Below are 26,243 nucleotides of genomic sequence, written 5' to 3'. Positions count from 1 at the left end.
AAATTATTTAAAGCTTTTTTCTAAAACCTTATCCACAAGCCCGTATTCTTTGGCTTCAAAAGCACTCATAAAAAAATCCCTTTCTGTGTCTTTAACGATTTTAGCAAGTTTTTGCTTGGTATTTTTGGCTAAAATTTCATTGAGTGTTGATTTAAGTCTTAGAATTTCTTTAGCTTGGATTTCTATATCACTTGCTTGTCCTCTAGCTCCGCCCAAAGGCTGATGAATCATAATGCGTGAATTTGGCAGAGCAAAACGTTTGCCCTCCTGACCGCAACTGAGCAAAAAAGCTCCCATAGAGGCAGCTTGCCCTATACAAATCGTGCAAACATCAGGCTTGATATAATTCATCGTATCATAAATGCTAAAACCACTTGTAATCACCCCGCCCGGAGAATTAATATAAAGATAAATATCTTTTTGTGGGTCTTCAGCCTCTAAAAATAAAAGCTGTGCAACAATAGAAGAAGCCAAATCATCGTGAATCTCACCGCTTAACATGACAATCCTATCCTTTAAAAGTCTAGAATATATATCATAACTTCTTTCTCCGCGACTTGTTTTTTCAATCACATAGGGGATATAAAGACTCATTATTTTTCACCTTTTTTATTTGTTTTTGAAAAAAAGAAAATGTCATTAAAAAGCTTTTGTTCGATTAAAGCCATTTTCACAGCCGGTAAGGCTCCTTGTCTTTTATAGTTTTCAAAATGCTCTTTAGGATTAATCCCGTTGCGATAAGCCTCAAAATAAATCGCTTGGATGAGTTCTTGGTCATTAATATCAATCTTTCTAAGCTTAGCAAGGCCATCGATGATAAAAGTCAGTTTAACACTTTTTTGAGCCTCTTCCTTAAAGCTGTCTCTTTTTTCCTTAGCTTTTTCCCTATTTTGAGATAATTCTTTTTTTTCTTCTTCACTGAAATTTTGCCAAGCACTTCTAAACTGCATATCCGTTTCTTGCTCAACTATGCCCTTTGGTAAATCAAAATTATAATTTTCAATCAAAGCATCCGCAAATTTAGCCTTTAACTCCTCATCAACAAGCTTTAAAAGCTTTTCGTTTTTAATCTGCTCTTCGATTTTTTCTTCTAAAAGTTCGGCATTTGGTTCTTTTTCATTAGGGAGAATTTTTTTAAGCAATTCTTCATTAAGCTCCGGAATTTTAAGCTCTTCAATTTCGTGAAGTTTTACCTTAAAAACAACCTCTTTTCCCGCTAAATGCTGTGCTGGATATTCTTTAGGAAAACTTAAATTTAAGTCTTTTTCTTCGCCTATTTTTAGCCCAATCATACCTTCTTCAAAACCCGGTATAAATTGCTTTGAGCCAATTTCTAAAACATAATCATTTGCCTTGCCGCCTTCAAAGCTTTTGCCGTCGATAAAACCTTCAAAATCAAATTTAGCAAAATCACCCTCTTTTAAAGCCCTTTTACCCTTAATAGGTTCTAAAGAAGCATGGGTTTTTAAAAGCTCTTTTCTTTTTTCGTCCATTTCTTTTTTCGTTGCTTTTGGTTCGCTGTATTGAGGGATATATTTTTCATAATCATCAAGCTTTAAATCGGGCTTAAAAGAAAGTATAAATTCAATATCAATTTCTTCATCTTTTTTATCAAATTTTTCAAAATAAGGCTCACCAACAAGCTCCTTGCTGTCCTTTTTAAGCTCTTTTAAAGCGTTATTAAGAGCGTTTTTTAAAAGATTTTGCTCCGCATCATTTTGAAGTTGTTTTTCGTATCTTTTTAAAATCACAGCCACAGGGACATGTCCGGGTCTAAAACCATCAATTTTGAGAGTTTTAGAAGCTTTTTTTGCTAAATTTTGCACTTCGTTTTTAAGCTCTTGTGAAGGGATTTTTATATGAGCACTTGCATTAACAGAATCTAGTTGCTTTGCTTTTATTTCCATTGTTTATTTCCTTAAAAAAATAAAATTTTTATAATCATAGCAAATTTTTCCTTATTGCTTGCATAAAAATTTAAAGCATTTTATGCTAAAATGATTCAAAAAGTTAAATTTATAATAAAGCGGGGTTTATATTGCAAAAAAAATTTGAAAATTGCGTCAAAACCATACTTGAACTTATAGGAGAAAATCCTCAACGCGAGGGACTTTTAAAAACTCCAACAAGAATTTTTAAAACCTATGAATTCCTTACAAGCGGTTATAAACAAGATATTGATGAAATTTTAAATGGTGCTTTATTTGAAAGTTCAAATAATGAAATGATTTTGGTCAGAGATATTGAATTTTATAGCCTTTGTGAGCATCATCTTTTGCCTTTTTTTGGCAGAGTCCATGTTGCTTATATCCCAAATTCTAAAGTCGTGGGATTGAGTAAAATTCCACGACTTGTTGAGGTCTTTGCTCGAAGACTTCAAATTCAAGAACAGCTTACCGAGCAAATCGCAGATGCTTTAATGCAAAATGTTGGTGCAAAAGGCGTTGGAGTGGTGATTGAAGCAAGACATATGTGCATTGAAATGCGAGGGATACAAAAGGCTAATTCCACAACTAGCACTTCAGCCTTACGCGGACTTTTTTTAAAAAATGAAAAAACACGTGAAGAATTTTTTACATTGATTAATTCCCCCAAACAGGTTCGTTTTTAATGAATTTAGAAAAATTAAGACAAAAAGTTAGCAAAGAAAATCTCACTTCAATTTTTGGAGAAATTACACGAATTTCAGCCACAAATATAGAAATTCGCGGGTTAAAAACAGGGGTGGGAGATATTATTAAGCTCGTTTCAAATGAAGATGAAAATTTACAAACTTTAGCAATGGTGATTGAAGTTAAAGAACAATTAAGCTATCTTAGCCCTTTTTCTTTCATCGAAGGTTTTAAAATCGGCGATAAAGCTTTTATGACAGATTCTGGAATGCATATAGGTGTTAGTGATGAACTTTTAGGTCGCGTTGTGAATCCTTTTATGCACCCAAAAGATGGAAAAGGAACCATTGAAGTGAGTAAATTTATACCCATTATGCGTCCCCCTATTGATGCGATGAAAAGAGGACTCATTGATAAAGTCTTTCCCGTTGGGATTAAAAGCATTGATGCCCTCTTAACTTGTGGAGTGGGGCAAAAACTTGGAATTTTTGCAGGAAGTGGGGTTGGAAAATCCACTCTAATGGGAATGATTGTTAAAAATTCTAAGGCTGATATAAAAGTTGTAGCACTCATCGGTGAAAGGGGCAGAGAAATTCCTGAATTCATTCAAAAAAATTTAGGGGGCAAACTTGATAACACAGTTTTGATTGTCGCAACAAGTGATGATAGTGCTTTGATGAGAAAATACGGAGCCTTTTGTGCAATGAGTGTTGCAGAATATTTTAAAGAACAAGGTAAAGATGTGCTTTTTATTATGGATAGTATCACGCGTTTTGCTATGGCACAAAGAGAAATAGGACTTGCACTCGGCGAACCACCAACGACAAAAGGCTATCCGCCAAGCGTTTTAAGTCTTTTACCTCAATTAATGGAACGAGCGGGTAAAGAAGAGGGAAAAGGGACAATCACAGCATTTTTCACGGTTTTAGTTGATGGAGATGATATGAGTGATCCTATTGCAGACCAAAGTCGCTCCATCCTTGATGGGCATATTGTTTTAAGCAGAGATTTAACTGATTTGGGAATTTATCCTCCTATCAATATACAAAATTCTGCTTCGAGGGTGATGAATGATATTATCAGCCCTGAACATAAACTTTGGGCACGCAAATTCAAGAGATTGAATTCTTTACTGAAAGAAAATGAAGTTTTACTTCGTATAGGAGCGTATCAAAAAGGAAGTGATAAAGAACTCGATGAAGCGATTAATAAAAAAGATTTTATGGAAAAATTTTTAGCACAAAATCCCGAAGAAAATTTTGAATTTGAAGAAACAATACAAACTTTAAGTCAAATTGATGTCAATTTACCTCCTCCACCTCCTCCTGCAAGTGTTGCCATCTTGCCAAATCCGAATCAGCATTAAATTTTTTAGAATTTTTATTTAAATTTTTAAAAGAATGTCGATATACTAAATATCTTGAGATAAAGGAGATATAATGATATCAGATGCAACAAATGCTTCGTTAATGCTAAGCGTAAATACTTCTTTGCTTAAAAAAACAATGGATACTAACGAGGCTTTAATGACAAATCTTATAGAAGGTGCCACTTTACAAACTCCTTCTAGTAATGCTCCAGTAGAAGCTCCGGTGCAAACTTCAGACTCAAGAGGCTTAGACATTTACGCTTAAATTTTGAAGTAAGATACAAGGTTTTTCCTTGTATCTTTAAAGAAATTTTATAAAAACAAACCCTATTTTTAAGTATTTTTCGTTATAATATAATTTAAAAATAATATTAAATCAAGGGTTTTATCCATGCAATTTATAAAAAAAATAATTTTAAGTGAAGTTTTTCCGGGCATTTTACTGATATTTTTTACTTTTCTCGCTTTGGTTTTTCAAAATTCTTCTTTGGATATGATTTATACAAATTTTTTTCATGCAAATTTTACAATAGGCTTTGATGATTTTCATCTTACAAAGAAATTAAATCTCTGGATTAATGATGGTTTGATAGCAATTTTTTTCCTTTATATAGGGCTTGAGCTTAAATACGAAATTTTAAGAGGGCAGCTTAAAAATATCAAGTCAGTTTCTTTACCGATTTTTGGTGCTCTTGGTGGGATGATAGCTCCTGCATTGATTTTTACTCTTATCAATTTTAACAATGCTTTTGCTATGCAAGGTTGGGCGATTCCTACAGCAACAGATATTGCATTTGCTGTAGGAATTTTAATGCTCTTGGGTAAAAAAATCCCAACGAGTCTTAAGCTTTTTTTACTATCTTTAGCCATTTTTGATGATTTGGGTGCCATCGTCATTATCGCTTTATTTTACACAGCTGAACTTTCAACACTAGCCATCGTGCTTTGTTTGATTTGTATTTTTGCTTTATTTTTACTCAACCGCTCTCATGTGACTCATCTTTCTTTGTATGTTTTAGTGGGAGTGATATTTTGGATTGCAATGCTAAAAAGCGGAGTCCATGCGACTTTAGCGGGAGTGATTATCGCCCTTTTTATCCCTTTGGATACAAAAAAAAATCAGCCTTATTTGCATAAGGTTTATAAGGATTTAGAACCTTGGGTGGTTTATTTTATCCTGCCTTTATTTGCATTTGCAAATGCCGGCGTGGATTTAAGAAATATGGATTTTTCTTTTATTCTTTCACCTACAAGTCTTGGCATTATTTTAGGGCTTTTTCTGGGCAAACAAGTGGGCGTATTTTTGTTTTCTTTTTTAGCCATTAAATTTAAACTCGCAAAATTTCCAGAAAATGTTAAATACAGGCAATTTTATGGAATTTGCATTCTAACAGGTATAGGCTTTACGATGAGTTTATTTATCGATACTCTTGCTTATAAAAATAGCGATTTTATCCAATACTCTGATAAACTTGCCATCTTGATAGCAAGTTTTTTAAGTGCTATCATTGGCTATTTATATCTGAAATTCATAAAATGAATGATTTTCTCTTAAAACTTAAAACCCTATCGCACAATGAAGCATTTGGTGGAATTTTACTCATATTTTTTACCCTCCTTGCTTTGCTTGTTCAAAACAGCTCTTTTAGTGTTTATTATGAGAATTTTTTAGATTTAAAAATTGGAATCAGCATTAATGAATTTGAGCTTAATAAACCTTTTTTACTTTGGATTAATGATGGTTTGATAGCAATTTTCTTTTTTTGCATAGGACTTGAGCTTAAGAAAGAATTTATTGAAGGTGATTTTAGAAATCCTAAAAACATTATCTTGCCTTTTTCTGCAGCTTTAGGAGGAATTTTAATCCCCGCTTTGATTTTTGCACTCGTAAATATAGGTGATGCTTACACTCTTAAAGGTTGGGCGATTCCTACAGCAACAGACACGGCTTTTGCTTTGGCGATTTTGATAATGGCAGGAAAACATATCCCGCATTCTCTTAAGATTTTTTTACTATCCCTAGCCATTTTTGATGATGTGGGTGCGATTTTAATCATTGCAATTTTCTATACCACAGAGCTTTCCACAGCCGCATTTGTAATAGCTTCACTTGCAATTTTTGCAATGCTTATACTTAATTTACTAAGAATTACTAAAAAATCTGTTTATTTTGTTTGCTCTCTTGTGCTTTGGGTGAGTGTTTTAAAAAGTGGAGTCCATGCGACTTTAGCAGGTATCATCACAGCAATTTTTATCCCTATGCATACTAAAGAAGGAGTAGCCTTTTTAGAAGAAATCAATGAAGGTTTAAAATTTTGGATAAGCTTTGTAATCCTGCCCTTATTTGCTTTTGCAAATGCGGGTGTGAATTTATCTCATATCAATCTTGATTTAATTTTTTCAGGTGTGAGTATAGGAATCTTTTTAGGGCTTTTTCTGGGCAAACAAGTGGGCGTATTTTTGTTTTCTTTTTTAGCCATTAAATTTAAACTCTCTTCTTTACCACAAGATTCAAATCTCAAGCAACTCTATGGGGTTTGCATTTTAACGGGTATAGGCTTTACAATGAGTTTATTTATCGATGGATTAGCCTATGAAGTGAGTGATATTTTTCATTATGTGGATAATCTTGCCATACTTGCAGCCTCTTTTTGTTCGGGAATTTTTGGTTTTATTTATTTGAAATTTTTTACAAAATAAAGGAGTGGAATGAGAATTCATATTTTTTTAGTTTTTATGATAATGTTCTTAATTTCAGGTTGTAGTTTTTATCAGCAAAATTTCAAATCCACAAATTATCAAAGTAAGAATTTTTCTCAAGAAAAACTTAGAAGTATAGCAAGAGAATGGAAAAATACCCCTTATGTTTTAGGTGGCACAAATAAAAAAGGTTCAGATTGTTCAGGTTTTACTCAAAATGTTTTTGCACAATTTCATACCAAAATTCCACGTACCACAAAGGCACAGCTTCATTCAGGTAAAAAAATTTCTAAAAAATACCTTCAAACCGGAGATTTAGTCTTTTTTAAAACAGGTCGTGGTCCTAATGCAATGCATGTAGGAATTTATTTGAGTAATAATCATTTCATTCATTTATCAACAAAAGGCGGAGTGAAAGAGGTTTCTTTAAATGATTCTTACTGGAAAAGCAAATATATAGGAGCTGCAAGGTATGGTTTATAAAAGAAAAAAGCAATGAAAATCGGTGTTTTTGATAGCGGAGTGGGCGGACTTAGTGTTTTAAAAGCTCTTTATGAAGCAAGACTTTTTGAAGAGGTGGTTTATTACGGAGATACAGCTCGTGTGCCTTATGGAGTGAAAGATAAGGACACTATCATTAAATTTTGTCTTGAAGCTTTGGAATTTTTTAAAAACATTAAGATTGATATGCTCATCATTGCTTGCAATACTGCAAGTGCTTATGCCTTAGATATTTTGCGTTCAAAAGCGAATTTTCCTATTTATGGGGTTATTGATGCAGGAGTTGAGGCTACAAAAAGAGAAATTTTAGATAAAAATAAAGAAATTTTAGTCATAGCGACAAAGGCTACGATAAAATCTAAAGAATATGAATTGCGTTTAAAAAAAGAAGGTTTTAAAAATGTTAAAGCCTTAGCCACCGGACTTTTTGTGCCTATGGTTGAAGAGGAAATTTTTGAGGGAGAATTTTTGCAAAGCGCTTTTAACTATTATTTTAAAGGCTTACAAAGCCCCGATGCTCTCATCTTAGCTTGCACCCATTTCCCTCTTCTTGCTAAGTCTTTGAGTGAGTATTTTGGAGCTAAAACCAAACTCATACATTCAGGTGATGCGATTGTGAATTTTTTAAAAACGCATTCTCAATTAAAATCTTTAAAAACAAAAGCCAAACTTGAATTTTATGCTTCAAGTGATGTGCAAAGCTTAAAAAATACAGCTAAAATTTGGCTTGGTTTAAATACAAAGGACATTCAATGATAGAACTTAAAAAACCCGCAGAAATTGAAAAATTAAGAATTGCAAATCAAATCGTTGCTCAAACTTTGGATTATTTAGAAAAAGAAATTAAAATTGGGATGAGTCTTAAGCAAATTGATAAAATGGCTGAAGATTTCATCCTAACTTGCAAGGCTAAACCTTCATTTAAAGGGCTTTATGGTTTTCCCGGAGCCATTTGCACTTCTTTAAATCAAGTTTGCATTCATGGAATCCCTGATGATAAAATTCTCAAAGAAGGTGATGTTTTAGGGCTTGATGTAGGAACTTTGGTGGAGGGATATTATGGTGATGCAGCCAGAACGATAGGCATAGGTGAAATTTCAAACACAGATAAACATTTAATCGCTTGTGCTAAAGACGCACTCTATCATGCCATAGCTTCTATACGCGAGGGTATGCGTTTTAAAGAACTTTCTGCAATTTTAGGTGAATTTATAACGCATAGAGGTTTTGTGCCTTTAAAGGGATATTGCGGACATGGTATAGGAAACAAGCCACACAATGAACCTGAAATTCTTAATTATCTCGAAAAGGGTGTGAATGCAAAAAGCGGACCTAAAATCAAAAATGGTATGGTTTTTTGTATTGAACCTATGATTTGTCAAAAGGACGGCACACCTAAGCATTATAATGGTAAATGGGATGCAGGAAGTGCTGATGGACTGAATACAGCTCATTATGAGCATTGTGTTGCCATTATAGGAGGAAAGGCTGAAATTCTTTCTTTGGCTTAATTTTTTAAAAAAAGGTTGAAGATAAATCATTCTAAATTCTTAAAAATTAAGCAAACGTTTAAAAAATTTTGAGTTATTTTAACTTTAATAAATTGTCCCTATTAATTTAGGGACAAAAACTCTATAAAAGGCTGACTATGAAAAAACATAGTAAGTATATATTAAGATGGTATTATATCTAAATTTTAGGCTTTTTAAACTTAAAATTTAAATTTTTTGATTTTTGCCATTGTTTAATGGATTTCTTCTTTAGTGTCTTATTTAAGTGAATTTTTTGCTCTTTTTTCCATATGTTGAAAGGGTTATTACCTTTGAAATATCTACGTGGTAGCAATTTATAGGGGTTGAGTATTTTCAAAAAAATGCTTTAAAGTCTGTATGATAAGGATTTTAAACTCGATTTTCAAAAATAAAAATTCGTAAAATTCTCATTCTTTTAAAAAGATAAAAATCAATTTATAAGAAAAAATTTAAGAATTTATTTTTTAGTTTTTATATATACTTTTTAAAAATTTATTTTACTGCTCTTAAAAACGAGTAAAATTTTCTCCACCAAATTGAAGTAAAGCACTCCCCCAAGTAAATCCTCCACCAAAAGCATCAAGCAAAATTAAACTCCCTTTTTTAAGTCTGCCTTCCTCGTAAGCCTCATTCATCGCCATAGGGATAGAAGCGGCTGAAGTATTCCCAAATTTTTCTACAGTGATGACGCATTTTTCATCGCTTAATTGCAATTTTTCCTGCACAGCTTTGATGATGCGAAGATTTGCTTGATGAGGGATAAAAAGATCGATTTGATTTGAGTCTATATTGTTTTTGTTTAAAAGCTCAATGACATCGTTGCACAAGGTATTTACAGCGATTTTAAAAACCTCATTTCCTTTCATTTTCATTGCAAGAGGCTCACAGAGCTTTGCCTTAGGAGAGCGTTTGGTCATTAAAAGTTCTCCAAATTCCCCATTGCTTGCTGTATGCACATCAATGATAGGATTTTGAGTGTCTAAGCTCACCACACCTGCTCCAGCACCATCTCCAAAGAGTATGCAAATGCTTCTATCAGTATAATCCATAATCGAACTTGCTTTTTCACTTCCTACAATCAAAACATTTTTTTTTGCCCCGCTCTCTACAAGAGCCTTAGAAACTTCAAGCAAATAAATAAAACCCGAGCAAGCTGCAGAAATATCAAAAGCTGTGATATTTGTTAAACCTAAATTTGCAGCAATCTTACAAGCTGTTGAAGGCATAGTAAAATAATCAGGACTAAGAGTTGCTACAACGATAGCATCAATATCTTTTGGAGTTAAGTGAGCTCTTTGAATGGCTTTAATCGCAGCCTTAGTGCCAAGATCGCTATTTGTTTCATCATCTTTAGCGATTCTTCTCTCTTTAATACCCGTGCGACGCACTATCCATTCATCACTTGTATCGATAAATTGTTCAAAGTCTTTATTGCTTAAAATTTTTTCAGGGATATAAGAAGCTATACTTTTGAGCGAAGCTTTAGGTGTTAAATTTTTCGAGTTCATTTTCTATAACTTCATTGATTTGGGATTGACTAAAATTTATAGCTTGAAAAATAGCATTTTTAATAGCTCTTGAATCGCTTTTGCCATGAGAGATAATCACACAGCCTTTAACTCCAAGCAAAGGTGCTCCGCCATATTCTTGCCAATCTATGTGTTTTTTAAGTCTGTAAAAACAAGGCTTAAGAAGAATTGCTCCGATTTTTGAAAGCAAAGATTGTTTGATTTCATCCTTTAAAATTTGAAAAATTGCACCTGCAACCCCTTCACAAGATTTTAAAATGATATTTCCGCTAAAACCATCGCATATTAATACATCAATATTTCCATTAAAAATATCTCTGCCTTCAGCATTTCCTACAAAATTTGTAAGTTTTTTCATTAACCGATGTGTTTCCTTAGTCAATTCATTGCCTTTGCAATCTTCTTCTCCATTTGAAAGCAAAGCCAATCTCGGCTTTGTGATTTTCATCACTTCTTTTGCATAAGTTTCTCCCATAACCGCGAATTGAAATAAATTTTCACTCTTACAATCCGCGTTTGCCCCCACATCTAAAAGCAAAGTCTTACCCGAAATATTTGGCATTAAGGTCGCAATCGCTGGTCTTAAAACATTTTTGAGCCGTCCAAGTTTCAAGGTCGCTAAAGACATACTTGCACCACTATGCCCGGCTGAAACCACAGCTTGAGCTTTTCCGGTTTTTACAAGCTCTATAGCTTTATAAATCGTTGTTTCTTTGCGTTTTAAAACATCGGTAGCATTTTCGTTCATAAGAAAAACTTCATCAGCCTCTTCGTATTTAATGTATTGCTCCAAATGTTTTGGAATTTGACTTTGCAAAAGCTTAGAATTTCCAACTAAGATAGCATGAAAAGGCTTTTGATTTAAAGCCTCCACAACACCTTGTATAATAGGCTTTTCTCCAAAATCTCCTCCCATTGCATCGATGGCAATGTTTATCATCGATTAATATTCCTTAGTTACAGGATTGATACGATGTGGCATTTTATAGCTTCCATCTTTATCTTTCACAGGCTTAACAAGGGTGATTTTATAATGAGTTCTCCGTTTAGCTGCACGAGTTTTGCTCACTCTTCTTTTAGGCACTGCCATTTTTTCTCCTTTTTGTCAATTTAGTCTTCACTGCAATTCTTGCAATAAAAATAATCGCTCAAATAAGCTTCAAATTCACTGACAGCAATTTCCATTAAATCGATTTGAGAATCAAAAAATTCAATGGTATTGCTCAATTCATTTTGTATATCTTTAAATAAACCATCACTTGCAAAAATTTCTAACTCTTCATCAATATCAAGCTCCAACTCCTCTCCACATCGATCGCAAGGTCTATAAACAAATCCTTTCATTGTAGCATTGATTTTAACAAGCTTAGGATTTATTTTAACCATATTCCCTTCAAAAACTATATTTTCAAGGTCGAGTTTGAAAGGATAAGGTGTATTATTGAGCTTAGAAAAAGCAATTTTCATTTAAGAAAGTTCATCAGCTTTGAAAAAGAATTCAATCTCAATCTTTGCATTTTCCAAACTATCGCTTCCATGCACAGCATTTGCATCGATGTTTTCAGCAAAATCAGCCCTTATTGTCCCGGCTTTAGCTTCTTTTGGATTTGTTGCTCCCATTAAATCTCTGTTTTTAAGCACAGCATTATCGCCTTCCAAAACCGAAACAACGACGGGACCGCTAATCATAAATTTTACCAAATCATTAAAAAAAGGTCTGTCTTTATGCACAGCGTAAAAATTTTGAGCCTGCTCTTTGCTCAATTGAATTTTTTTCATCGCTACTATTCTTAGTCCATTGCTTTCAAAACGATCTAAGATTTTTCCTATCACTCCTTTTTTTACAGCATCAGGTTTAATAATCGATAGAGTTCTTTCCATGATTAAATCATACTCCTTAATATTTTAAACTAAAATTTGGATTATAATTAATTTTGTTTTAAAAGAAGTTAAAATTTGATTTTAAAATCGAGGATAAAGCTAGTATAAAAACTAGCTTTATTTTGATTTTTGAGATTAAGCAAAAACCGGAGTGTCTCCTTTTCTCATATCAGCACCTATATTATCGCGACTTGGTTGTCCTGATACAACCTCACTCCAAACGATACAACCATCTGTTGGACAAGCACTTGCACAGGCTGGTTGGTCATTGTGCCCTACACATTCAACGCATTTGTCTGCATAGACATAATATCTGTCTGCACCTTCAGGGTTATTGCTATCATCTACAATAGCAGAAACCGGACACTCATCAATACAAGAACCACAAGCTATACAAATATCTGTAATCTTTACCGCCATTTTTTCTCCTTATTTAGCAAAATTTAAATTTTTATTGTTGAAGATATATTTTAATATATCAATTCTTAAATTTTGATAATCAAAAAAATAATATTTTGATAATATTTAAATTCTTAAGCCAAATATTTCTCAAAATTTAGGCTTTGTTTAAAGATAATTTATCAAAAAATTCAAAAAATATTTTTTTAAAAAAATATACAACACAAAAAATCAACATTATTTTTCTTGTTTAAAAGTTTTTAAAGTTTTAAACGATATAATTTCGCCATCAATAAAATTTATTATTTAGGAGAAACAAGAATGATTGTTACAAAAAAAGCTTTAGATTTTACTGCTCCAGCAGTATTAGGAAACAATGAAATCGTTGGGGATTTCAATCTTTACAAAAATATAGGTCCAAAAGGTGCTGTGGTATTTTTCTATCCAAAAGATTTTACTTTTGTATGTCCTTCAGAAATTATAGCTTTTGATAAAAGATATCAAGAATTTAAAAATAGAGGGATTGAAGTTATAGGAATTTCTGGAGACAATGAATTTTCACACTTTGCTTGGAAAAATACTCCGGTAAATCAAGGGGGTATAGGACAAGTCAAATTTCCTTTGGTTGCAGATTTAACCAAACAAATTGCAAGAAATTTTGATGTATTGTATGGTGAGGCTGTTGCACTTCGCGGGTCTTTCCTTTTAGATGCAGACGGCACTGTGCGTCATGCAGTTATCAATGACTTGCCTCTTGGTAGAAATATTGATGAAATGATCAGAATGGTTGATACTATGCTCTTCACTAATGAACATGGAGAAGTTTGTCCAGCAGGCTGGCACAAGGGCGATGAAGGAATGAAGGCTAATCCTAAGGGAGTGGCTGATTATCTTGGTAAAAATGAAGGAAAATTATAATTTTTAAATTTAAATCACATTTAAATCACAGCTTTTTAGATTAGAGAGGCTGTGATTATTATTTTTCTATAATTTATTTAAGAATTTTTTTAAAAAAGTTTAGAAGTTTGTATTAAAATGTTAAAAAATAATATTTTTTAAAAATCTTATTTTAATAATGTTAAATTTTAAAAACAAAAGCGAGAAAATAAAGACTTATTTATCATTTCATCGCCCTTTTTTATGTCTGGTTTATTTAAAATTTTAGAAAATCGATTTTTATATTATTTTAGGTTATAATTATACATTGAAATCGTTGATTGAAAAATCAAAAAATGGACTAAATACGGCTTAATGACATAAATTCCTGCTGATTTTAAAAATATAAAAATCATGGTCTTAAATAAAGTAAAAGCTTTAATACAAAAATATCTTAAAATATACTTAATTTAAGTTTAATATAAGAAAAAATAAATATAATCACATTTCTAAAAAATTTTTTGGCAAAGGTAAAATTATGACAAAAATAGCAAAGCCAAACGAAATAAAACGAGAATGGATTGTTTTAGATGCTGAAGGTAAAATTTTCGGGCGTCTTTTAACTGAAGTTGCAGCAATTTTAAGAGGTAAAAACAAACCTTATTTCACTCCTAATGTTGATTGCGGAGATTATGTCATCATCATCAATGCTTCAAAAGCTATCTTTACAGGAATTAATAAGGCTCAAAATAAACTTTATCATAGACATTCAGGGTATTTTGGGAGTGTTAAAAGTGAAAAATTTGGAGATTTACTTGAAAAAAATCCCGTAAAATTATATAAATTAGCTGTCAGGGGTATGCTTCCTAAAACAAATTTAGGCAGGGCAATGCTTAAAAAACTTAAAATTTATTCAGGCAGTGAGCATCCACACACTGCACAACTTGCTAAAGAAGGAAAATGATTATGGCAACAACATACGCAACAGGTAAAAGGAAAACCGCTATTGCGAAAGTTTGGATAAAATCAGGTAGTGGTAAAATCAGTGTCAATGGTGTTGATTTAAACACTTGGCTTGGAGGGCATGAAGCAATTAAGCTTAAAGTGATTCAACCTCTGCTCGTCACCAAACAAGAAAATTCTATAGACATTAAAGCGACAACTTTAGGCGGTGGTTATAGTGCTCAAGCTGAAGCTTTAAGACATGGAATTTCAAGAGCTTTAGCAGCTATAGATGCAGATTTTAGAGCTTTACTTAAACCTGTAGGATTGCTCACTCGAGACAGCAGAAGCGTTGAACGTAAGAAATATGGTCGTAGAAAAGCAAGGAGAAGTCCGCAATTTTCTAAACGATAATTTTTCAGTTTTTTACTTTAATTTTTATTTTTTATGCTATAATTGTGGCATGTTTTTACATTTAAATTTTTACAAGGAGTATTCTTTAATGAAAAAGGTGTTTTTATGTTTAGGTTTGGCAGGTGTTTTATTTGGAGCAGACTCTAATGTTAAATTTGAAATCACTCCAACTTTTAGTTATGGAGTTTTTGAAGGAAATTTAGACCTTGATGATAGAGGGGCTCCGGGCATAAGATTTGGGTATCATTTTGATGATTTTTTCCTTGATCAAATTGAGCTTGGACTTGAGCATTATTCAGGGATAAAATACAATAATGTTGCTCAAGATACAGACTTAACTAAGACTTATTTAAGTGTTATTAAAGGTATTGATTTGGGACAAAGTTTTTATCTCTATGGCTTAATAGGTGCAGGTTATGAGAATTTTTCTAATCCGGATTTAGATACTTCAAGAGATAATAAAGATGGTGGTTTTGGTCATTATGGTGCGGGTTTAAAATACAGATTAACTGATTCTGTAGCCTTAAGACTTGAAACAAGAGACCAAATTGGTTTTAACGATGCACATCATCAATGGATTTCTAGCGTAGGAATTAGTTTTGGATTTGGAGGCAAACAAGAAGCTGTTGCTCCAACAACTCAAGCGATTCAAAAACCAATCTGCCCTACTCCTCCAAGAGATGGAGCTTTGCTTGACGAAAATGGTTGCGAAAAAACCATTCATTTAGAGGGACATTTCGGTTTTGATAAAACTAATATTAATCCGGTTTTTGAAGAAAGAATCAAAGAGATTGCTAAAATTTTAGATGAAAACGAAAAATACAATACAATTTTAGAAGGACACACTGATAATACAGGTGCAAGAGCTTACAATCAAAAACTTTCTGAACGTAGAGCTGAAAGCGTGGCTAAAGAACTTGAAAAATTTGGGGTAGAAAAAAGTCGTATTCAAACTAAGGGCTATGGACCAGATAAACCAAGATCAAGCAATGCTACTAAAGAAGGTAGAGCCGATAATAGAAGGGTTGAAGCTAAATTCTTTTTACAATAAGCTTCTATGAAAAAGACGCTTTTGTTTGATTTAGATGGCACTTTGGTAGATTCTACCACTGCCATTTTAGATTCTTGCAAAAGTGCCTTTAAAATTTTGGGTTTAAAACCTGCTTTAGATAATGATATTAAAAAATTAATAGGTTTTACTCTAGATGAAATTTTTATAAAACTTTATAAAGACAAAGAAGAACTCGCTGGGGATTTTATCGAAGAGTATCGTAAAAAATATCATCAAATTTATCTTGAGCAAACTCATCTTTTACCTCAAGTAAAAGAAGCTTTGGAATTAGCAAATGGATTTGCTGACTTAGCCGTCGTAACCACAAAGCATTCTTGTTTTACTAAGCCTTTGCTTGAATTTTTAAAAATCAATCATTTTTTCAAGGCTTTAGTTTGCTATGATGATGTTCGATTTGCTAAACCTCATCCGGAATCTATTTTTAAAGCTTTATCGATTCTTAATAAAGACAGAAAAAACGCCTTTATGATAGGAGATACAAAACTTGACATTTTGGCAGCAAAGGCGGCTGAAATATCTTACATAGCACTAAATTGTGGCTATGAGAGTAAAGAAAGTTTGAAAAATTATAGTGAGCTTATTAAGCAAAATGCCTATGAAGCTGTATGCTATATAAAATATTTATAGGATTTACCCAAATATTTGGGTTTTATTTTTTGTTTATTAATAATTTTTTAAGTATAGTATATATATTATATTTTTTAAGATTTATGTAAAATTTTTAAGGATAAAATAGTGAATAAGATTATGAAAACTATGGATGGAAACGAAGCAGCTGCATACGCAGCATATGCTTTTACTGAAGTGGCTGGAATTTATCCTATTACCCCTAGTTCTCCTATGGCTGATTATACAGATATGTGGGCAGCTGCAGGGAAGAAAAATTTATTTGGAATGCCTGTTAAAATCGTCGAAATGCAAAGCGAAGCTGGAGCTGCGGGTTCAGTTCATGGCTCACTTCAAACAGGAGCTTTAACAACAACTTACACCGCCTCTCAAGGATTGTTGCTTAAAATTCCGAATATGTATAAAATTGCGGGACAACTTCTCCCTTGTGTTATCCATGTTGCAGCAAGATCCTTAGCTGCTCAAGCCCTTTCTATTTTTGGAGACCATCAAGATATTTATGCTGCAAGACAAATCGGTTTTGCAATGCTTTGCTCTCATTCTGTGCAAGAAACTATGGATTTAGCTGGAGTTGCACATTTAGCCGCAATTAAAGGACGCATTCCTTTTTTACATTTTTTTGATGGCTTTAGGACAAGCCATGAAATTCAAAAGATTGAAGTGATGGATTATGCACATTTTAGTCGTTTGCTTGACAAAGAAGCTGTTTTAGCCTTTAGAAATTCCTCGTTAAGTCCTGAAAATCCTAAAACAAGAGGCACAGCTCAAAATGATGATATTTATTTTCAAACCCGAGAACTTACAAATTCTTTTTATAATGCCTTACCTGATGTTGTCAATGAATACATGCAAGAAATTTCTAAAATTACAGGCAGGACCTATAAGCCCTTTGTTTATTATGGACATGAAGAGCCGGATAGAATCATCATTGCAATGGGTTCTGTGACTCAAACTCTTGAAGAGGTTGTGGATTATCTTAATTCAAAGGGTGAAAAAGTCGGCGTCTTCAAAGTTTATCTTTACCGCCCTTTTAGCTTAAAATACTTTTTTGAAGTTATGCCAAAATCTGTGAAAAAGATTGCTGTTTTGGATAGGACTAAGGAGCCCGGAAGTCTTGGAGAGCCACTTTATTTAGATGTAAGAGCGGCTTTTTATGATAGTGAAATTTCTCCTATTATCGTGGGCGGACGCTATGGACTTTCATCTAAAGATGTTGATCCTGCCCAAATGATTGCTGTATTTGAAAATCTTAAACGCGATAAACCTAAAAACGGCTTTACCATTGGTATTGTCGATGATGTAACTCATACTTCTTTAGAAACGGGAGAAAAAATTTCTTTAAGTGATGAGAGCACCATAGAATGTCTATTTTATGGACTTGGTGCTGATGGGACTGTAGGAGCAAACAAAAATTCCATTAAAATCATCGGTGATAAAACAGATTTTTACGCACAGGCTTATTTCGCTTATGATTCTAAGAAATCCGGAGGTTACACAAGAAGCCATTTAAGATTTTCTAAAAAACCTATAAGATCAACTTATCTTGTTTCTACTCCGCATTTTATCGCTTGTTCTGTGGCAGCATATTTGGAAATTTATGATGTTTTAAATGGAATTCGCAAGGGCGGAACCTTCCTTTTAAACAGCATTTGGAATGAAAAAGAGACCATAAGGCAGCTTCCTGATTTTGTTAAAAAAACCTTAGCAGAAAAAGAAGTGAATTTTTATATCATCAATGCAACCAAACTCGCAAGAGATATAGGGCTTGGAAACCGCACAAATACCATTATGCAATCTGCTTTTTTCAAACTTGCTCAAATCATACCTTACGAAGATGCACAAAAATACATGAAAGAACTTGCCTACAAATCTTATAGCAAAAAAGGTGATGCTATAGTTGAAATGAATTATAAAGCCATTGATGTAGGAGCACAAGGACTCATAAAAGTAGAGGTTGATCCTGCGTGGAAAAATTTAGAAATCAAAGAAAAAGAACAAAGCAATGTTTATAAAGGCACAGAATTTGTAGAAAAAATTGTCAAACCTATGAATGCTGCTAAAGGTGATGATTTACCTGTTTCTGCATTTTTAGGATATGAAGATGGAAGTTTTGAACACGGAACGACAGAATATGAAAAAAGAGGCGTAGGGATTATGGTGCCAAGATGGATAGAAGAAAATTGTATTCAATGCAATCAATGTGCTTCAGTTTGTCCGCACGCTGTCATCCGCCCATTTTTAATCAATGAAGAAGAATTAAACAATGCTCCAAGAGGTGTTAAAGAACATTTCTTAGAAGCTAAAGGCACGAAGGGACAAAAATTAAATTTCAAAATACAAGTTTCTCCGCTTGATTGCACAGGCTGTGAGCTTTGTGTTCAAGAGTGTCCAACAAAGGAAAAATCCTTAGTTATGGTTCCTTTGCAAGAAGAAATGGACTTTGGAGAGCAAGAAAATGCGGATTATTTGTTTAAAAAGATAAGCTACAAAGATGATATTTTAAGCAAAGAAAATGTTAAAGGTGTGCAGTTTTCTCAACCTCTTTTTGAATTTCACGGAGCTTGTCCGGGTTGTGGAGAAACCCCTTATATCACTCTTGTAACAAGGCTTTTTGGAGAAAGAATGATTGTTGCAAATGCTACAGGTTGCAGCTCGATTTATGGTGGTTCAGCACCTTCTACTCCTTATAGAAAAAGCGTGAAAAATGGACACGGACCTGCTTGGGCAAATTCTTTATTTGAAGATAATGCTGAATTTGGTCTTGGGATGAAAGTTGCAACCGAAAATACAAGACACAGAATCGAAAATATTATGAATGAAAATATGGACTTAGTGCCAAATTCTTTATCAGCACTCTTTAAAGAATGGCTTGCAAATAAAGACAAAGGCGTGGAATCGGTTGAGATTAAAGACAGAATGTTGCCGATTTTAGAACAAAATAAATCCATAAAAGCTGTGCAAGATATTTTAAATTTAAAAAGCTTTTTAAGTAAAAAATCGCATTGGATTTTTGGTGGCGATGGTTGGGCTTATGATATAGGTTATGGCGGACTTGATCATGTTCTAGCGAGTGGGGAAAATGTGAATATCTTAGTGCTGGATACGGAGGTTTATTCTAATACAGGGGGACAAAGCTCGAAATCTTCAAGAACAGGTGCCGTGGCACAATTTGCTTCAGCAGGTAAGCCTATACAGAAAAAAGATTTAGGGCAGATTGCTATGACCTATGGCTATATTTTTGTTGCACAAGTGAATTCAAATGCAAATTATAGTCATTTGATTAAAACTTTAATTGCTGCTGAAGCTTATAATGGACCTTCTTTAGTGATTTGCTATTCTCCTTGTATTGCACATGGCATTAAGGGTGGATTGGGGTATTCTGGAACTCAAGGAGAGTTGGCGACAAAATGCGGGTATTGGCCTCTTTATACTTACGACCCTCGTCTTGAAGTGGAGGGAAAAAATCCTTTAAATATTGTTAGTAAAGAACCGCAATGGGAGCTTTATGAGCAATTTTTGATGAATGAAGTGCGTTATAATTCTTTGAAAAAATCAAATCCTAAACATGCTGCAGAGCTTTTTGAACGCAATAAAAAAGACGCTCAACATCGATACAGACAGCTTGTAAGAATTGCCGCAGCAGATTATAGCAATGAAAAACAAGGATAAATTTTGAAAAAAATTCTTTGTGCGTTTTTATGCTTTGGTATTTTGAACGCACAAAGTGATTTTAAAGAATATTTTTCGCATTTAGAAAAAAGGTTTGATATAGAGTTTTCAAAGCTTCATAACCCTTTTTCTAATCCTCACTTAGAGCAAATTTACACACTTAAAATTCAAGCGATTTTTCCAGATAAAGTCAAGATTAATAATGCTTGGTATCAACAAGATGATTGGATCAATCAAGCACAGATTAAATCCATAGAATCAAAGCAAATTATACTTGAATATGATAACATTATCATTCCTTTAAAATTGAAGTCAAATGATAAAATTTATATTGATTAAGCTTTGTTTTTTTACGATTTTTCTTTATGGCATAGAAGATTGTCAAAAAAAGCTTTTTAATATTAATATCAACGAAAATTTAAGCATAGAAGAAAGCTTAGGAGAATTGGCGAATTATTGCTCTTTTAGCATAGTCATCAAGGACGAATTTGCTAGAGAAAAACTTTTAACAAATCAAAACAATATCCATATCCACCAAATGAATCTTGATGAAATTTTTAAGCTTTTTATCACAGAAAATGACCTTGGCTATGAATTTGATGGCAAGGTTCTTAAAATTTCAGCCCTTCAAACAAAGATTTTTAAAATCAGCTATATCACTTCAGTACGTGAAGGACAAAGCATCACAAAGGCTTCAGTCGATGCAAAACCTAAGCAAAATGAATTCAGTCAAAACGAAGATATAGAGGATAATATGATTAAGAGTATGGAAAAATTCGATTTTTGGCAAAATATAGAAAATGAAATCAATGCTCTTTTAATCTCCACAAAGGGTTATGAAAGTAAAGCCATCATCAATCCAAATGCAGGTATCATCACAATAATAGGCACAAATTCTCAACTTCAAAAAGTTAAAAACTATCTCCAAAAACTTGAATACAGACTTAAAAAACAAGCCATTATCGATGTGAGTATTATCGCGGTATCTTTAAATAAAAAGCATTCTAGTGGGATTAATTGGCAAAATTTTAACTTAGGTTTAAATTCTACAAATTCAGACGGAAGTGGTTCTTTCATTCAACTTCAAAGCGGACAAGGTTTTGTAAAAAATCTAGGCTTAAGGGCGGATTTAAATTTTGATTCTGTTCTTAATTTTCTTTCACAAAGTGGAAAAACTAAGGTTTTATCTAATCCTAAGCTTATGGCACTGAATAACCAACAAGCCATTATTTCTGTTGGAGATACAATCAACTATCAAATCAAAGAAAGTTCTAAAGGCACTGAAAACGGCTCAACAGTGAGCGAAAGTTTTAATAATTATTCTATTTTCATAGGAATTTTACTCAATATCCTGCCTGAAATTTCGGATGATGATAAAATTATGCTAAGAATTAATCCTAGTTTGAGTGATTTTAAATATCCCGAAGACAATGTCAAACAAAAAGAGCCTCGCACTATAGCACCAGATACCATACAAAAAAAGCTTTCCACCGTCGTGCAGGTTGAAAACAACCAAACTCTAATCTTAGGAGGTCTCATCTCTCATAACCAAACTCAAGACGATTCTTCTGTGAATTTCTTGTCTAAAATTCCGCTTCTTGGCTTATTTTTCAAAGGCTCAAATGAATTATCTCAAGCAACTGAAATTGTTTTTATCATCACTCCAAGCATTATTGATAATATCAAAAATACTCCCTCTCTTAAGGATTTAGGATTTAGATATTATGAGTGAATTTGTAAGCATACAAAGTCAAGAAAGGGTTTTATCAAGGATTAAAGAGCTTTTAAAGCAAAAGAGTTTCATTTTGCTTTTAGGTCAAAGTGGAAGTGGTAAAACCGCACTTCTTAGACAGCTTTGCAAGGAATTTAAAGCCTTGCATAAGACTCAAATTTTTAAAAATCAAAAAGAATTTCAAAATTTTATAGAGCCCGTTTTACAAAGTGAAAGCAAACCTATTGTTTTACTCGATGAAGTGGGAATGTATGATGAAAGAACTCTTGAAAGCATAAGAATTTATAGTGATGACTTAAGTTTTGTTTTAAGTTCTCATAAAAAACCTAAAATCTTTAACAAGGAGCATTTTAAAAGCCGCTTTCAAGCAGAATTTAAACTTAAGAATTTGGACTTTGGGGAGCTTAAGGATTATATAAAAATTAAACATGGGCTTGATTTTTTTCCAAAAGAATTGAAATTAATTTATAAAATTTATCAAGGAAATCTAAGAAATATCGACAAAATGCTTAAGAGTTTTAAAGAGCTTCACAGCTTTTACAAGGGGCAAAAAAGTGTAAAATATATTTTAAATTTAAGTGCTTTTGAAAATGCTTTGTTAGGATAAAAATGCAAGAGCGGGTGAGAGAATTAGAATTAAATTATCAAAAATATTTGATAAAAAAACGTGTGAAAGCTTTATTTTTAGGAATTTGTTTGTTTTTTATTTTATCAGGAGCTTATTTTGGCTTTGATTTTTATGAAAGAAAAAAGCAACTTTTTGCAAAGGCTTTAGAAGAAAAGAAGAGTTTAGAAAAGAAGTTAGAAGACCTTAAAATCGCACAAGAAAAAAATAAAATTTCTAAAGAAAAAATGAAAAAAGAATTAGAAACTTTAAAACAAAATGAAGAGGAGCTAAAATCATTAAATAAAATTCAAATCACTTCAATCTCCTTAAATATAGGGCTTTTAAAAAAGGCTTTTTATGAAAATCCGAGTTATGAAAAGGCTTTGTTTATGTCTAAAATGTATTATGAAAATAAAGATTATAAAAAATCTGTTTTTTGGGCATTAAAGGCAAATGAGTTGGATAAAAGCTTAAAAGAATCGTGGTTTTTATTTGCTAAGGCTAAAGAGGCTTTGGGTGAGATACAAGAAGCCGAGCAAGCAATGCAATTTTGGGAAGAATATTATGGATTTTTAGAGGATAAAGAGGGATGAGAGAATTTTTATCCAAACTTGGTTTTAGTGGTGGAAATTTTGATTTTAAGGATGTAAAATGTCAAGAGTTTTTATTTGATTTGTATCTTAAAGACAAGCTTAGTTTAGATGAGCTTTATTTAAAATTAGGTTTAGAGAGTGAGGAATTTTTAAAAACCTTAGCAAAATACTATAAAATGGAATTTCTAAGTTTTGAAAATTATGATGAAAATTTCAAATTACCTTTAAATTTGCTCTTGGAATTTAAAATTCTGCCGATAAAAACCGATGAAGAAAATGTCTATATTGCAAGAGCTAAACCTTTTTCTTTAGAGCTTTTAGAGAGAATACAAAGCCTTTTTAGAGATAAATTTGTCAAAGCTGTTATAAGTGATTGTTTTAAAATTTCTAAAGCATTAAATCGTCTGCGCATCAAAGAGGAGCTTAAAAATTTAAGCTTTCAACTTAAGGAGGAATGGGAGGATAATTTCAAACAAGAAAATCAAAGTTCAGTCAGCAAAATTTTTGATTTTATCCTTAAAGAAGCTTTGAATTTAAATTCAAGTGATATTCACATAGAATCAAGAAAAAATGACGCTTTGATAAGATTTAGAGTCGATGGAGAACTTCAATTTTTTTGTATTTTAGAAAAAGAAATTTATCAAGCCTTAGTTTTTCACATCAAATTTTTAACCCATTTAAATGTAGCCGAGCAACGCAAGGCTCAAGATGGAAATTTTGAGCTAAAACTAGAAAATCAAAATTATGATTTTAGAGTTTCCACCCTGCCTTTAATCTACGGGGAAAGCGTTGTTTTAAGGATACTTAAACATGATGAGAAATTTTTAGAGCTTAAGAATTTAAATTTCTTAGATTCTCATTTAAAAGCACTTCAAAAGGCTATTTCTTCCTCTTATGGTATGATTTTAATCACAGGGGCAACAGGAAGTGGCAAAAGTACCACCTTGTATGCGTGTTTAAATGCCTTAAAATCGATAAAGAAAAAGATTATCACAGCGGAGGATCCTATAGAATACAAAATGCAAGGGATACAACAAATTTTACTCAATCCTAAAGCGGGATTAGAATTTAACAATGCTTTAAGAGCCATTTTAAGACAGGATCCGGATATTATAATGATTGGTGAAATTCGCGATGAGCAAAGCCTTGATATAGCCATCAAATCCTCTCTTACAGGACATTTGCTTTTAAGCACTTTGCATACAAATGATAGCATCAGCACAATAGACAGACTTTTGGATATGAAAGCAAAACCTTATCTTATCGCACAGGCTTTGAGTTTAATTGTGGCTCAAAGACTTGTAAGAAAACTCTGCATTTTTTGCAAAAGAAAAAGTGAGAAAAAATACACTTTATTTCAGGGACAATTCTATGAAAGTAGGGGCTGTGAGCATTGCAATTATAGCGGTTATTCGGGTAGGGATTTGGTGGCAGAATTTTTAGTGATTGATGAGAATTTAAAAGAGCTTATCCGTGAAAATGTAGGCAAAAAAAGGATTTTAGAATACGCTAGAAAACAAGGCTTTCAAACTATGTTAGAATGCGGTTTGCAAAAGGCTAAGGAAGGATTAACAAGCATTGAAGAGCTTCAAAGGGTGTTGGATTGAAAATTTATGAACTTGAATTCATACAAAAAGGACTTAAAGCCAAAAAGCTTATTAAGGCTTCGAATTTAAATGTCGCACAAAATTTAGCCCTAAAAGAAAATCTTCAAATTTTAAGCCTTAAAGAAGTCAAAAAACCTTTTTTTAAAACTAAAATTTCAGGTCAAAATTTTATTTTATTTTTTAAAGAGCTTAGTCTGCTTAGCGGAGTGGGTTTGAGTATCAAAGAAGCCTTAAAAGAATTGTCAAAAAATCACAAAAATTTTGATAAAATCATAGCTCAAATCAATGAAAATTTAAATCTCGGACAAAATTTAAGCAAAGCCTTTGAAACTCCCTATCTCGCTCTCAATTCAGGCGAACTTGCCCTCATTAAAATGGCCGAAAATACAGGAAAACTTAGCAAAATTTTTATGCAAATTGCTGAGCTTAGAGAAAAAAGTCTGCAAAATCAAAAACGAGTCAAAAAGGCTATAAGATACCCTTTGATAGTGTTTTTAAGCGTTTGTGGAGCATTTTTATTTTTAATGTTTTTTGTTGTTGGTGAATTTGAAAATTTATTTGAAAATTTGGGGGTTGATTTGCCTTTGATGACGCGAATTTTACTAGGAATTTATGAATTTTTAAACAAATACTATCTTTTTTTAGCAGTATTTTTTCTCTGTGTTTTGCTCAATTTGTTTTTTCTTTATAAAAAATCAAATCATTTTGCTTCTATCTGCGATTTTTTGGTGTTTAAAACGCCTTTATTGTCTCATTTTATGCTTTGCAATCAAAATTATTATTTCTTTATCATTTTTTCTTTGCTTTTAAAAAGCGGAATTCCAACTTCTAAGGCTTTCAAAATTGCATACAGCAGTATTAAAAACAGGGCTTTGTTTTCAAAATTTAAAGATATTGAAAATTCTTTGTCGCAAGGAATTGATTTGAGTGTGGCTTTCGAAAAGGTAAAAATTTTTGATTCTGTGGTGATTTCTATGCTCAATGTTGCAATGAAAAGTGCAAAATTAGAGCTTTTAAGCAATGAAATTGCAAATTTTTATGAGAGAAAACAAGAGGATTTTATGGATAAATTTTTAGCCCTGCTTGAACCTTTAATGACCTTAGTGGTTGGAATTTTGGTTTTATTTTTGGCTTTGGGAATTTTTTTGCCTTTGTGGGAGCTTGGTTCTGGTGTGAAATTTTAAAGGAGTTAAAATTTTGCTTTTAAAAGAAATGGCAATCAAAATGCATTTGGACTTATAAACATTTCAAATTCTCTGCAAAAATTTATTTTTTATACAGCCATCATTGATAAACGCTGTATAATCATTAATCATAACATTTTTGCTTTCTGTTATGGAGTAAAAATATCATTAAAAAATTTAATTTCTAAAAATTCATTCCTTTGAAATATTGAAAAATCTTTTTAGTATAAAAATTTTGTAGAACGCTAGAATTGAAAAATATAAATTTTTCATTTTATCTTTATAAAAATCAATCTTTTAAAAATTAAACATACTAATAATGAAATTATAATTTTCTTTAAAAACTACAAAATGTTTCATATTTTCTATATAAAAATTCTCATTTAAATTTTAACAA

General features: G+C 32.4%; 28 protein-coding genes. 20 read left to right on the top strand and 8 right to left on the bottom strand.

What is annotated here, in order from left to right; genetic code table 11:
• Positions 1 to 3: 3 nt before the first annotated feature.
• Both clpP and tig read right to left on the bottom strand, forming a co-directional pair.
• The gene (clpP, locus tag CCUN_RS00445) at positions 4 to 594 is read right to left on the bottom strand and encodes an ATP-dependent Clp endopeptidase proteolytic subunit ClpP (protein ID WP_027304991.1); all 591 of its coding nucleotides are present in this window, start codon (positions 592 to 594) and stop codon (positions 4 to 6) included.
• Entirely contained in the window at positions 594 to 1,907 is a 1,314-nt protein-coding gene (gene tig / locus CCUN_RS00440) for a trigger factor (protein WP_027304990.1), read from the bottom strand. Before tig ends, clpP begins: the two co-directional genes overlap by 1 nt.
• 131 nt (positions 1,908 to 2,038) lie before the next feature.
• Here tig and folE point away from each other — a divergent pair, with 131 nt between their 5' ends.
• From folE to map, 8 genes are all read left to right on the top strand, one after another.
• Positions 2,039 to 2,611 carry a GTP cyclohydrolase I FolE gene (gene folE / locus CCUN_RS00435; RefSeq protein WP_027304989.1) on the top strand — a complete coding sequence of 191 codons (573 nt, stop codon included), beginning with the start codon at positions 2,039 to 2,041 and terminating at the stop codon, positions 2,609 to 2,611.
• Positions 2,611 to 3,978: a flagellar protein export ATPase FliI gene (fliI, locus tag CCUN_RS00430; RefSeq protein WP_027304988.1), complete on the top strand. Its 1,368-nt coding sequence runs from the start codon at positions 2,611 to 2,613 to the stop codon at positions 3,976 to 3,978. The genes folE and fliI overlap by 1 nt, the downstream gene beginning before the upstream one ends.
• 73 nt (positions 3,979 to 4,051) lie before the next feature.
• Positions 4,052 to 4,246, top strand: a complete 195-nt coding sequence (locus CCUN_RS00425; protein WP_027304987.1) for a putative motility protein — start codon at positions 4,052 to 4,054, stop codon at positions 4,244 to 4,246.
• Between the two features lie 126 nt (positions 4,247 to 4,372).
• Positions 4,373 to 5,521, top strand: a complete 1,149-nt coding sequence (nhaA, locus tag CCUN_RS00420) for a Na+/H+ antiporter NhaA (protein ID WP_027304986.1) — start codon at positions 4,373 to 4,375, stop codon at positions 5,519 to 5,521.
• Positions 5,518 to 6,681 (top strand): Na+/H+ antiporter NhaA, encoded by a 1,164-nt coding sequence (gene nhaA, locus CCUN_RS00415; RefSeq protein WP_027304985.1) that lies wholly within the window; start codon positions 5,518 to 5,520, stop codon positions 6,679 to 6,681. The genes nhaA (CCUN_RS00420) and nhaA (CCUN_RS00415) overlap by 4 nt, the downstream gene beginning before the upstream one ends.
• Positions 6,682 to 6,690: 9 nt before the next feature.
• Positions 6,691 to 7,164 carry a C40 family peptidase gene (locus CCUN_RS00410; protein WP_027304984.1) on the top strand — a complete coding sequence of 158 codons (474 nt, stop codon included), beginning with the start codon at positions 6,691 to 6,693 and terminating at the stop codon, positions 7,162 to 7,164.
• Positions 7,165 to 7,176: 12 nt separating this feature from the next.
• Entirely contained in the window at positions 7,177 to 7,938 is a 762-nt protein-coding gene (gene murI / locus CCUN_RS00405) for a glutamate racemase (RefSeq protein ID WP_027304983.1), read from the top strand.
• The gene (map, locus tag CCUN_RS00400) at positions 7,935 to 8,693 is read left to right on the top strand and encodes a type I methionyl aminopeptidase (RefSeq protein WP_027304982.1); all 759 of its coding nucleotides are present in this window, start codon (positions 7,935 to 7,937) and stop codon (positions 8,691 to 8,693) included. Before murI ends, map begins: the two co-directional genes overlap by 4 nt.
• A 527-nt stretch (positions 8,694 to 9,220) precedes the next feature.
• On the opposite strand, the gene CCUN_RS00390 is transcribed toward map, so the two are convergent.
• From CCUN_RS00390 to CCUN_RS00365, 6 genes are all read right to left on the bottom strand, one after another.
• On the bottom strand, positions 9,221 to 10,222 hold the full coding sequence (locus CCUN_RS00390; protein ID WP_027304980.1) for a beta-ketoacyl-ACP synthase III: 1,002 nt from the start codon (positions 10,220 to 10,222) through the stop codon (positions 9,221 to 9,223).
• On the bottom strand, positions 10,197 to 11,183 hold the full coding sequence (gene plsX, locus CCUN_RS00385) for a phosphate acyltransferase PlsX (protein WP_027304979.1): 987 nt from the start codon (positions 11,181 to 11,183) through the stop codon (positions 10,197 to 10,199). The genes CCUN_RS00390 and plsX overlap by 26 nt, the downstream gene beginning before the upstream one ends.
• A 3-nt stretch (positions 11,184 to 11,186) precedes the next feature.
• Entirely contained in the window at positions 11,187 to 11,333 is a 147-nt protein-coding gene (rpmF, locus tag CCUN_RS00380; RefSeq protein WP_027304978.1) for a 50S ribosomal protein L32, read from the bottom strand.
• A 20-nt stretch (positions 11,334 to 11,353) separates the two neighbouring features.
• On the bottom strand, positions 11,354 to 11,710 hold the full coding sequence (locus tag CCUN_RS00375; RefSeq protein ID WP_027304977.1) for a hypothetical protein: 357 nt from the start codon (positions 11,708 to 11,710) through the stop codon (positions 11,354 to 11,356).
• Positions 11,711 to 12,124, bottom strand: a complete 414-nt coding sequence (ndk, locus tag CCUN_RS00370) for a nucleoside-diphosphate kinase (protein ID WP_027304976.1) — start codon at positions 12,122 to 12,124, stop codon at positions 11,711 to 11,713.
• A 135-nt stretch (positions 12,125 to 12,259) separates the two neighbouring features.
• Entirely contained in the window at positions 12,260 to 12,544 is a 285-nt protein-coding gene (locus CCUN_RS00365; RefSeq protein WP_027304975.1) for a DUF362 domain-containing protein, read from the bottom strand.
• Between the two features lie 300 nt (positions 12,545 to 12,844).
• Here CCUN_RS00365 and CCUN_RS00360 point away from each other — a divergent pair, with 300 nt between their 5' ends.
• From CCUN_RS00360 to CCUN_RS00305, 12 genes are all read left to right on the top strand, one after another.
• Complete coding sequence (locus tag CCUN_RS00360; protein WP_027304974.1) at positions 12,845 to 13,441, top strand: peroxiredoxin; 597 nt, start codon at positions 12,845 to 12,847, stop codon at positions 13,439 to 13,441.
• 496 nt (positions 13,442 to 13,937) lie between these two features.
• Positions 13,938 to 14,363 carry a 50S ribosomal protein L13 gene (gene rplM / locus CCUN_RS00355; RefSeq protein WP_035175586.1) on the top strand — a complete coding sequence of 142 codons (426 nt, stop codon included), beginning with the start codon at positions 13,938 to 13,940 and terminating at the stop codon, positions 14,361 to 14,363.
• A 2-nt stretch (positions 14,364 to 14,365) separates the two neighbouring features.
• Positions 14,366 to 14,755 carry a 30S ribosomal protein S9 gene (rpsI, locus tag CCUN_RS00350; protein WP_035175585.1) on the top strand — a complete coding sequence of 130 codons (390 nt, stop codon included), beginning with the start codon at positions 14,366 to 14,368 and terminating at the stop codon, positions 14,753 to 14,755.
• 88 nt (positions 14,756 to 14,843) lie between these two features.
• The gene (locus CCUN_RS00345; RefSeq protein WP_027304971.1) at positions 14,844 to 15,806 is read left to right on the top strand and encodes an OmpA family protein; all 963 of its coding nucleotides are present in this window, start codon (positions 14,844 to 14,846) and stop codon (positions 15,804 to 15,806) included.
• Between the two features lie 6 nt (positions 15,807 to 15,812).
• The gene (locus CCUN_RS00340; RefSeq protein WP_027304970.1) at positions 15,813 to 16,454 is read left to right on the top strand and encodes an HAD family hydrolase; all 642 of its coding nucleotides are present in this window, start codon (positions 15,813 to 15,815) and stop codon (positions 16,452 to 16,454) included.
• Positions 16,455 to 16,562: 108 nt separating this feature from the next.
• On the top strand, positions 16,563 to 20,123 hold the full coding sequence (nifJ, locus tag CCUN_RS00335; RefSeq protein ID WP_027304969.1) for a pyruvate:ferredoxin (flavodoxin) oxidoreductase: 3,561 nt from the start codon (positions 16,563 to 16,565) through the stop codon (positions 20,121 to 20,123).
• A gap of 3 nt (positions 20,124 to 20,126) precedes the next feature.
• Positions 20,127 to 20,462 carry a hypothetical protein gene (locus tag CCUN_RS00330; protein WP_051521659.1) on the top strand — a complete coding sequence of 112 codons (336 nt, stop codon included), beginning with the start codon at positions 20,127 to 20,129 and terminating at the stop codon, positions 20,460 to 20,462.
• The gene (mshL, locus tag CCUN_RS00325) at positions 20,440 to 21,855 is read left to right on the top strand and encodes a pilus (MSHA type) biogenesis protein MshL (RefSeq protein ID WP_027304967.1); all 1,416 of its coding nucleotides are present in this window, start codon (positions 20,440 to 20,442) and stop codon (positions 21,853 to 21,855) included. Before CCUN_RS00330 ends, mshL begins: the two co-directional genes overlap by 23 nt.
• On the top strand, positions 21,848 to 22,462 hold the full coding sequence (locus tag CCUN_RS00320; RefSeq protein WP_027304966.1) for an ATP-binding protein: 615 nt from the start codon (positions 21,848 to 21,850) through the stop codon (positions 22,460 to 22,462). The genes mshL and CCUN_RS00320 overlap by 8 nt, the downstream gene beginning before the upstream one ends.
• A 2-nt stretch (positions 22,463 to 22,464) precedes the next feature.
• On the top strand, positions 22,465 to 23,055 hold the full coding sequence (locus tag CCUN_RS00315; protein ID WP_027304965.1) for a CDC27 family protein: 591 nt from the start codon (positions 22,465 to 22,467) through the stop codon (positions 23,053 to 23,055).
• Positions 23,052 to 24,662, top strand: coding sequence for a GspE/PulE family protein (locus tag CCUN_RS00310; protein ID WP_035175584.1), 1,611 nt, complete (start codon positions 23,052 to 23,054; stop codon positions 24,660 to 24,662). The genes CCUN_RS00315 and CCUN_RS00310 overlap by 4 nt, the downstream gene beginning before the upstream one ends.
• Entirely contained in the window at positions 24,659 to 25,846 is a 1,188-nt protein-coding gene (locus CCUN_RS00305) for a type II secretion system F family protein (RefSeq protein ID WP_027304963.1), read from the top strand. Before CCUN_RS00310 ends, CCUN_RS00305 begins: the two co-directional genes overlap by 4 nt.
• Positions 25,847 to 26,243 lie beyond the last annotated feature (397 nt).

The sequence above is a fragment of the Campylobacter cuniculorum DSM 23162 = LMG 24588 genome, from assembly GCF_002104335.1.
Taxonomy (GTDB): Bacteria; Campylobacterota; Campylobacteria; order Campylobacterales; family Campylobacteraceae; genus Campylobacter_D; species Campylobacter_D cuniculorum.
The sequence above is the reverse complement of the archived record's forward strand: the minus strand, read 5'-3'. Positions and strand labels throughout refer to the sequence as shown.

What these genes read in the sequence shown, in the direction of transcription:
- nhaA (WP_027304985.1), top strand. Translation starts at nt 5,518, where the DNA reads ATGAATGATTTTCTCTTAAAACTTAAAACCCTATCGCACAATGAAGCA.
- CCUN_RS00340 (WP_027304970.1), top strand. Translation starts at nt 15,813, where the DNA reads ATGAAAAAGACGCTTTTGTTTGATTTAGATGGCACTTTGGTAGATTCT.
- rpmF (WP_027304978.1), bottom strand. Translation starts at nt 11,333, where the DNA reads ATGGCAGTGCCTAAAAGAAGAGTGAGCAAAACTCGTGCAGCTAAACGG.
- murI (WP_027304983.1), top strand. Translation starts at nt 7,177, where the DNA reads ATGAAAATCGGTGTTTTTGATAGCGGAGTGGGCGGACTTAGTGTTTTA.
- CCUN_RS00320 (WP_027304966.1), top strand. Translation starts at nt 21,848, where the DNA reads ATGAGTGAATTTGTAAGCATACAAAGTCAAGAAAGGGTTTTATCAAGG.
- ndk (WP_027304976.1), bottom strand. Translation starts at nt 12,124, where the DNA reads ATGGAAAGAACTCTATCGATTATTAAACCTGATGCTGTAAAAAAAGGA.
- nhaA (WP_027304986.1), top strand. Translation starts at nt 4,373, where the DNA reads ATGCAATTTATAAAAAAAATAATTTTAAGTGAAGTTTTTCCGGGCATT.
- CCUN_RS00390 (WP_027304980.1), bottom strand. Translation starts at nt 10,222, where the DNA reads ATGAACTCGAAAAATTTAACACCTAAAGCTTCGCTCAAAAGTATAGCT.
- CCUN_RS00315 (WP_027304965.1), top strand. Translation starts at nt 22,465, where the DNA reads ATGCAAGAGCGGGTGAGAGAATTAGAATTAAATTATCAAAAATATTTG.
- CCUN_RS00365 (WP_027304975.1), bottom strand. Translation starts at nt 12,544, where the DNA reads ATGGCGGTAAAGATTACAGATATTTGTATAGCTTGTGGTTCTTGTATT.
- mshL (WP_027304967.1), top strand. Translation starts at nt 20,440, where the DNA reads ATGATAAAATTTATATTGATTAAGCTTTGTTTTTTTACGATTTTTCTT.
- CCUN_RS00410 (WP_027304984.1), top strand. Translation starts at nt 6,691, where the DNA reads ATGAGAATTCATATTTTTTTAGTTTTTATGATAATGTTCTTAATTTCA.
- clpP (WP_027304991.1), bottom strand. Translation starts at nt 594, where the DNA reads ATGAGTCTTTATATCCCCTATGTGATTGAAAAAACAAGTCGCGGAGAA.
- plsX (WP_027304979.1), bottom strand. Translation starts at nt 11,183, where the DNA reads ATGATAAACATTGCCATCGATGCAATGGGAGGAGATTTTGGAGAAAAG.
- CCUN_RS00375 (WP_027304977.1), bottom strand. Translation starts at nt 11,710, where the DNA reads ATGAAAATTGCTTTTTCTAAGCTCAATAATACACCTTATCCTTTCAAA.
- fliI (WP_027304988.1), top strand. Translation starts at nt 2,611, where the DNA reads ATGAATTTAGAAAAATTAAGACAAAAAGTTAGCAAAGAAAATCTCACT.
- CCUN_RS00425 (WP_027304987.1), top strand. Translation starts at nt 4,052, where the DNA reads ATGATATCAGATGCAACAAATGCTTCGTTAATGCTAAGCGTAAATACT.
- CCUN_RS00360 (WP_027304974.1), top strand. Translation starts at nt 12,845, where the DNA reads ATGATTGTTACAAAAAAAGCTTTAGATTTTACTGCTCCAGCAGTATTA.
- rplM (WP_035175586.1), top strand. Translation starts at nt 13,938, where the DNA reads ATGACAAAAATAGCAAAGCCAAACGAAATAAAACGAGAATGGATTGTT.
- CCUN_RS00345 (WP_027304971.1), top strand. Translation starts at nt 14,844, where the DNA reads ATGAAAAAGGTGTTTTTATGTTTAGGTTTGGCAGGTGTTTTATTTGGA.
- rpsI (WP_035175585.1), top strand. Translation starts at nt 14,366, where the DNA reads ATGGCAACAACATACGCAACAGGTAAAAGGAAAACCGCTATTGCGAAA.
- map (WP_027304982.1), top strand. Translation starts at nt 7,935, where the DNA reads ATGATAGAACTTAAAAAACCCGCAGAAATTGAAAAATTAAGAATTGCA.
- CCUN_RS00310 (WP_035175584.1), top strand. Translation starts at nt 23,052, where the DNA reads ATGAGAGAATTTTTATCCAAACTTGGTTTTAGTGGTGGAAATTTTGAT.
- tig (WP_027304990.1), bottom strand. Translation starts at nt 1,907, where the DNA reads ATGGAAATAAAAGCAAAGCAACTAGATTCTGTTAATGCAAGTGCTCAT.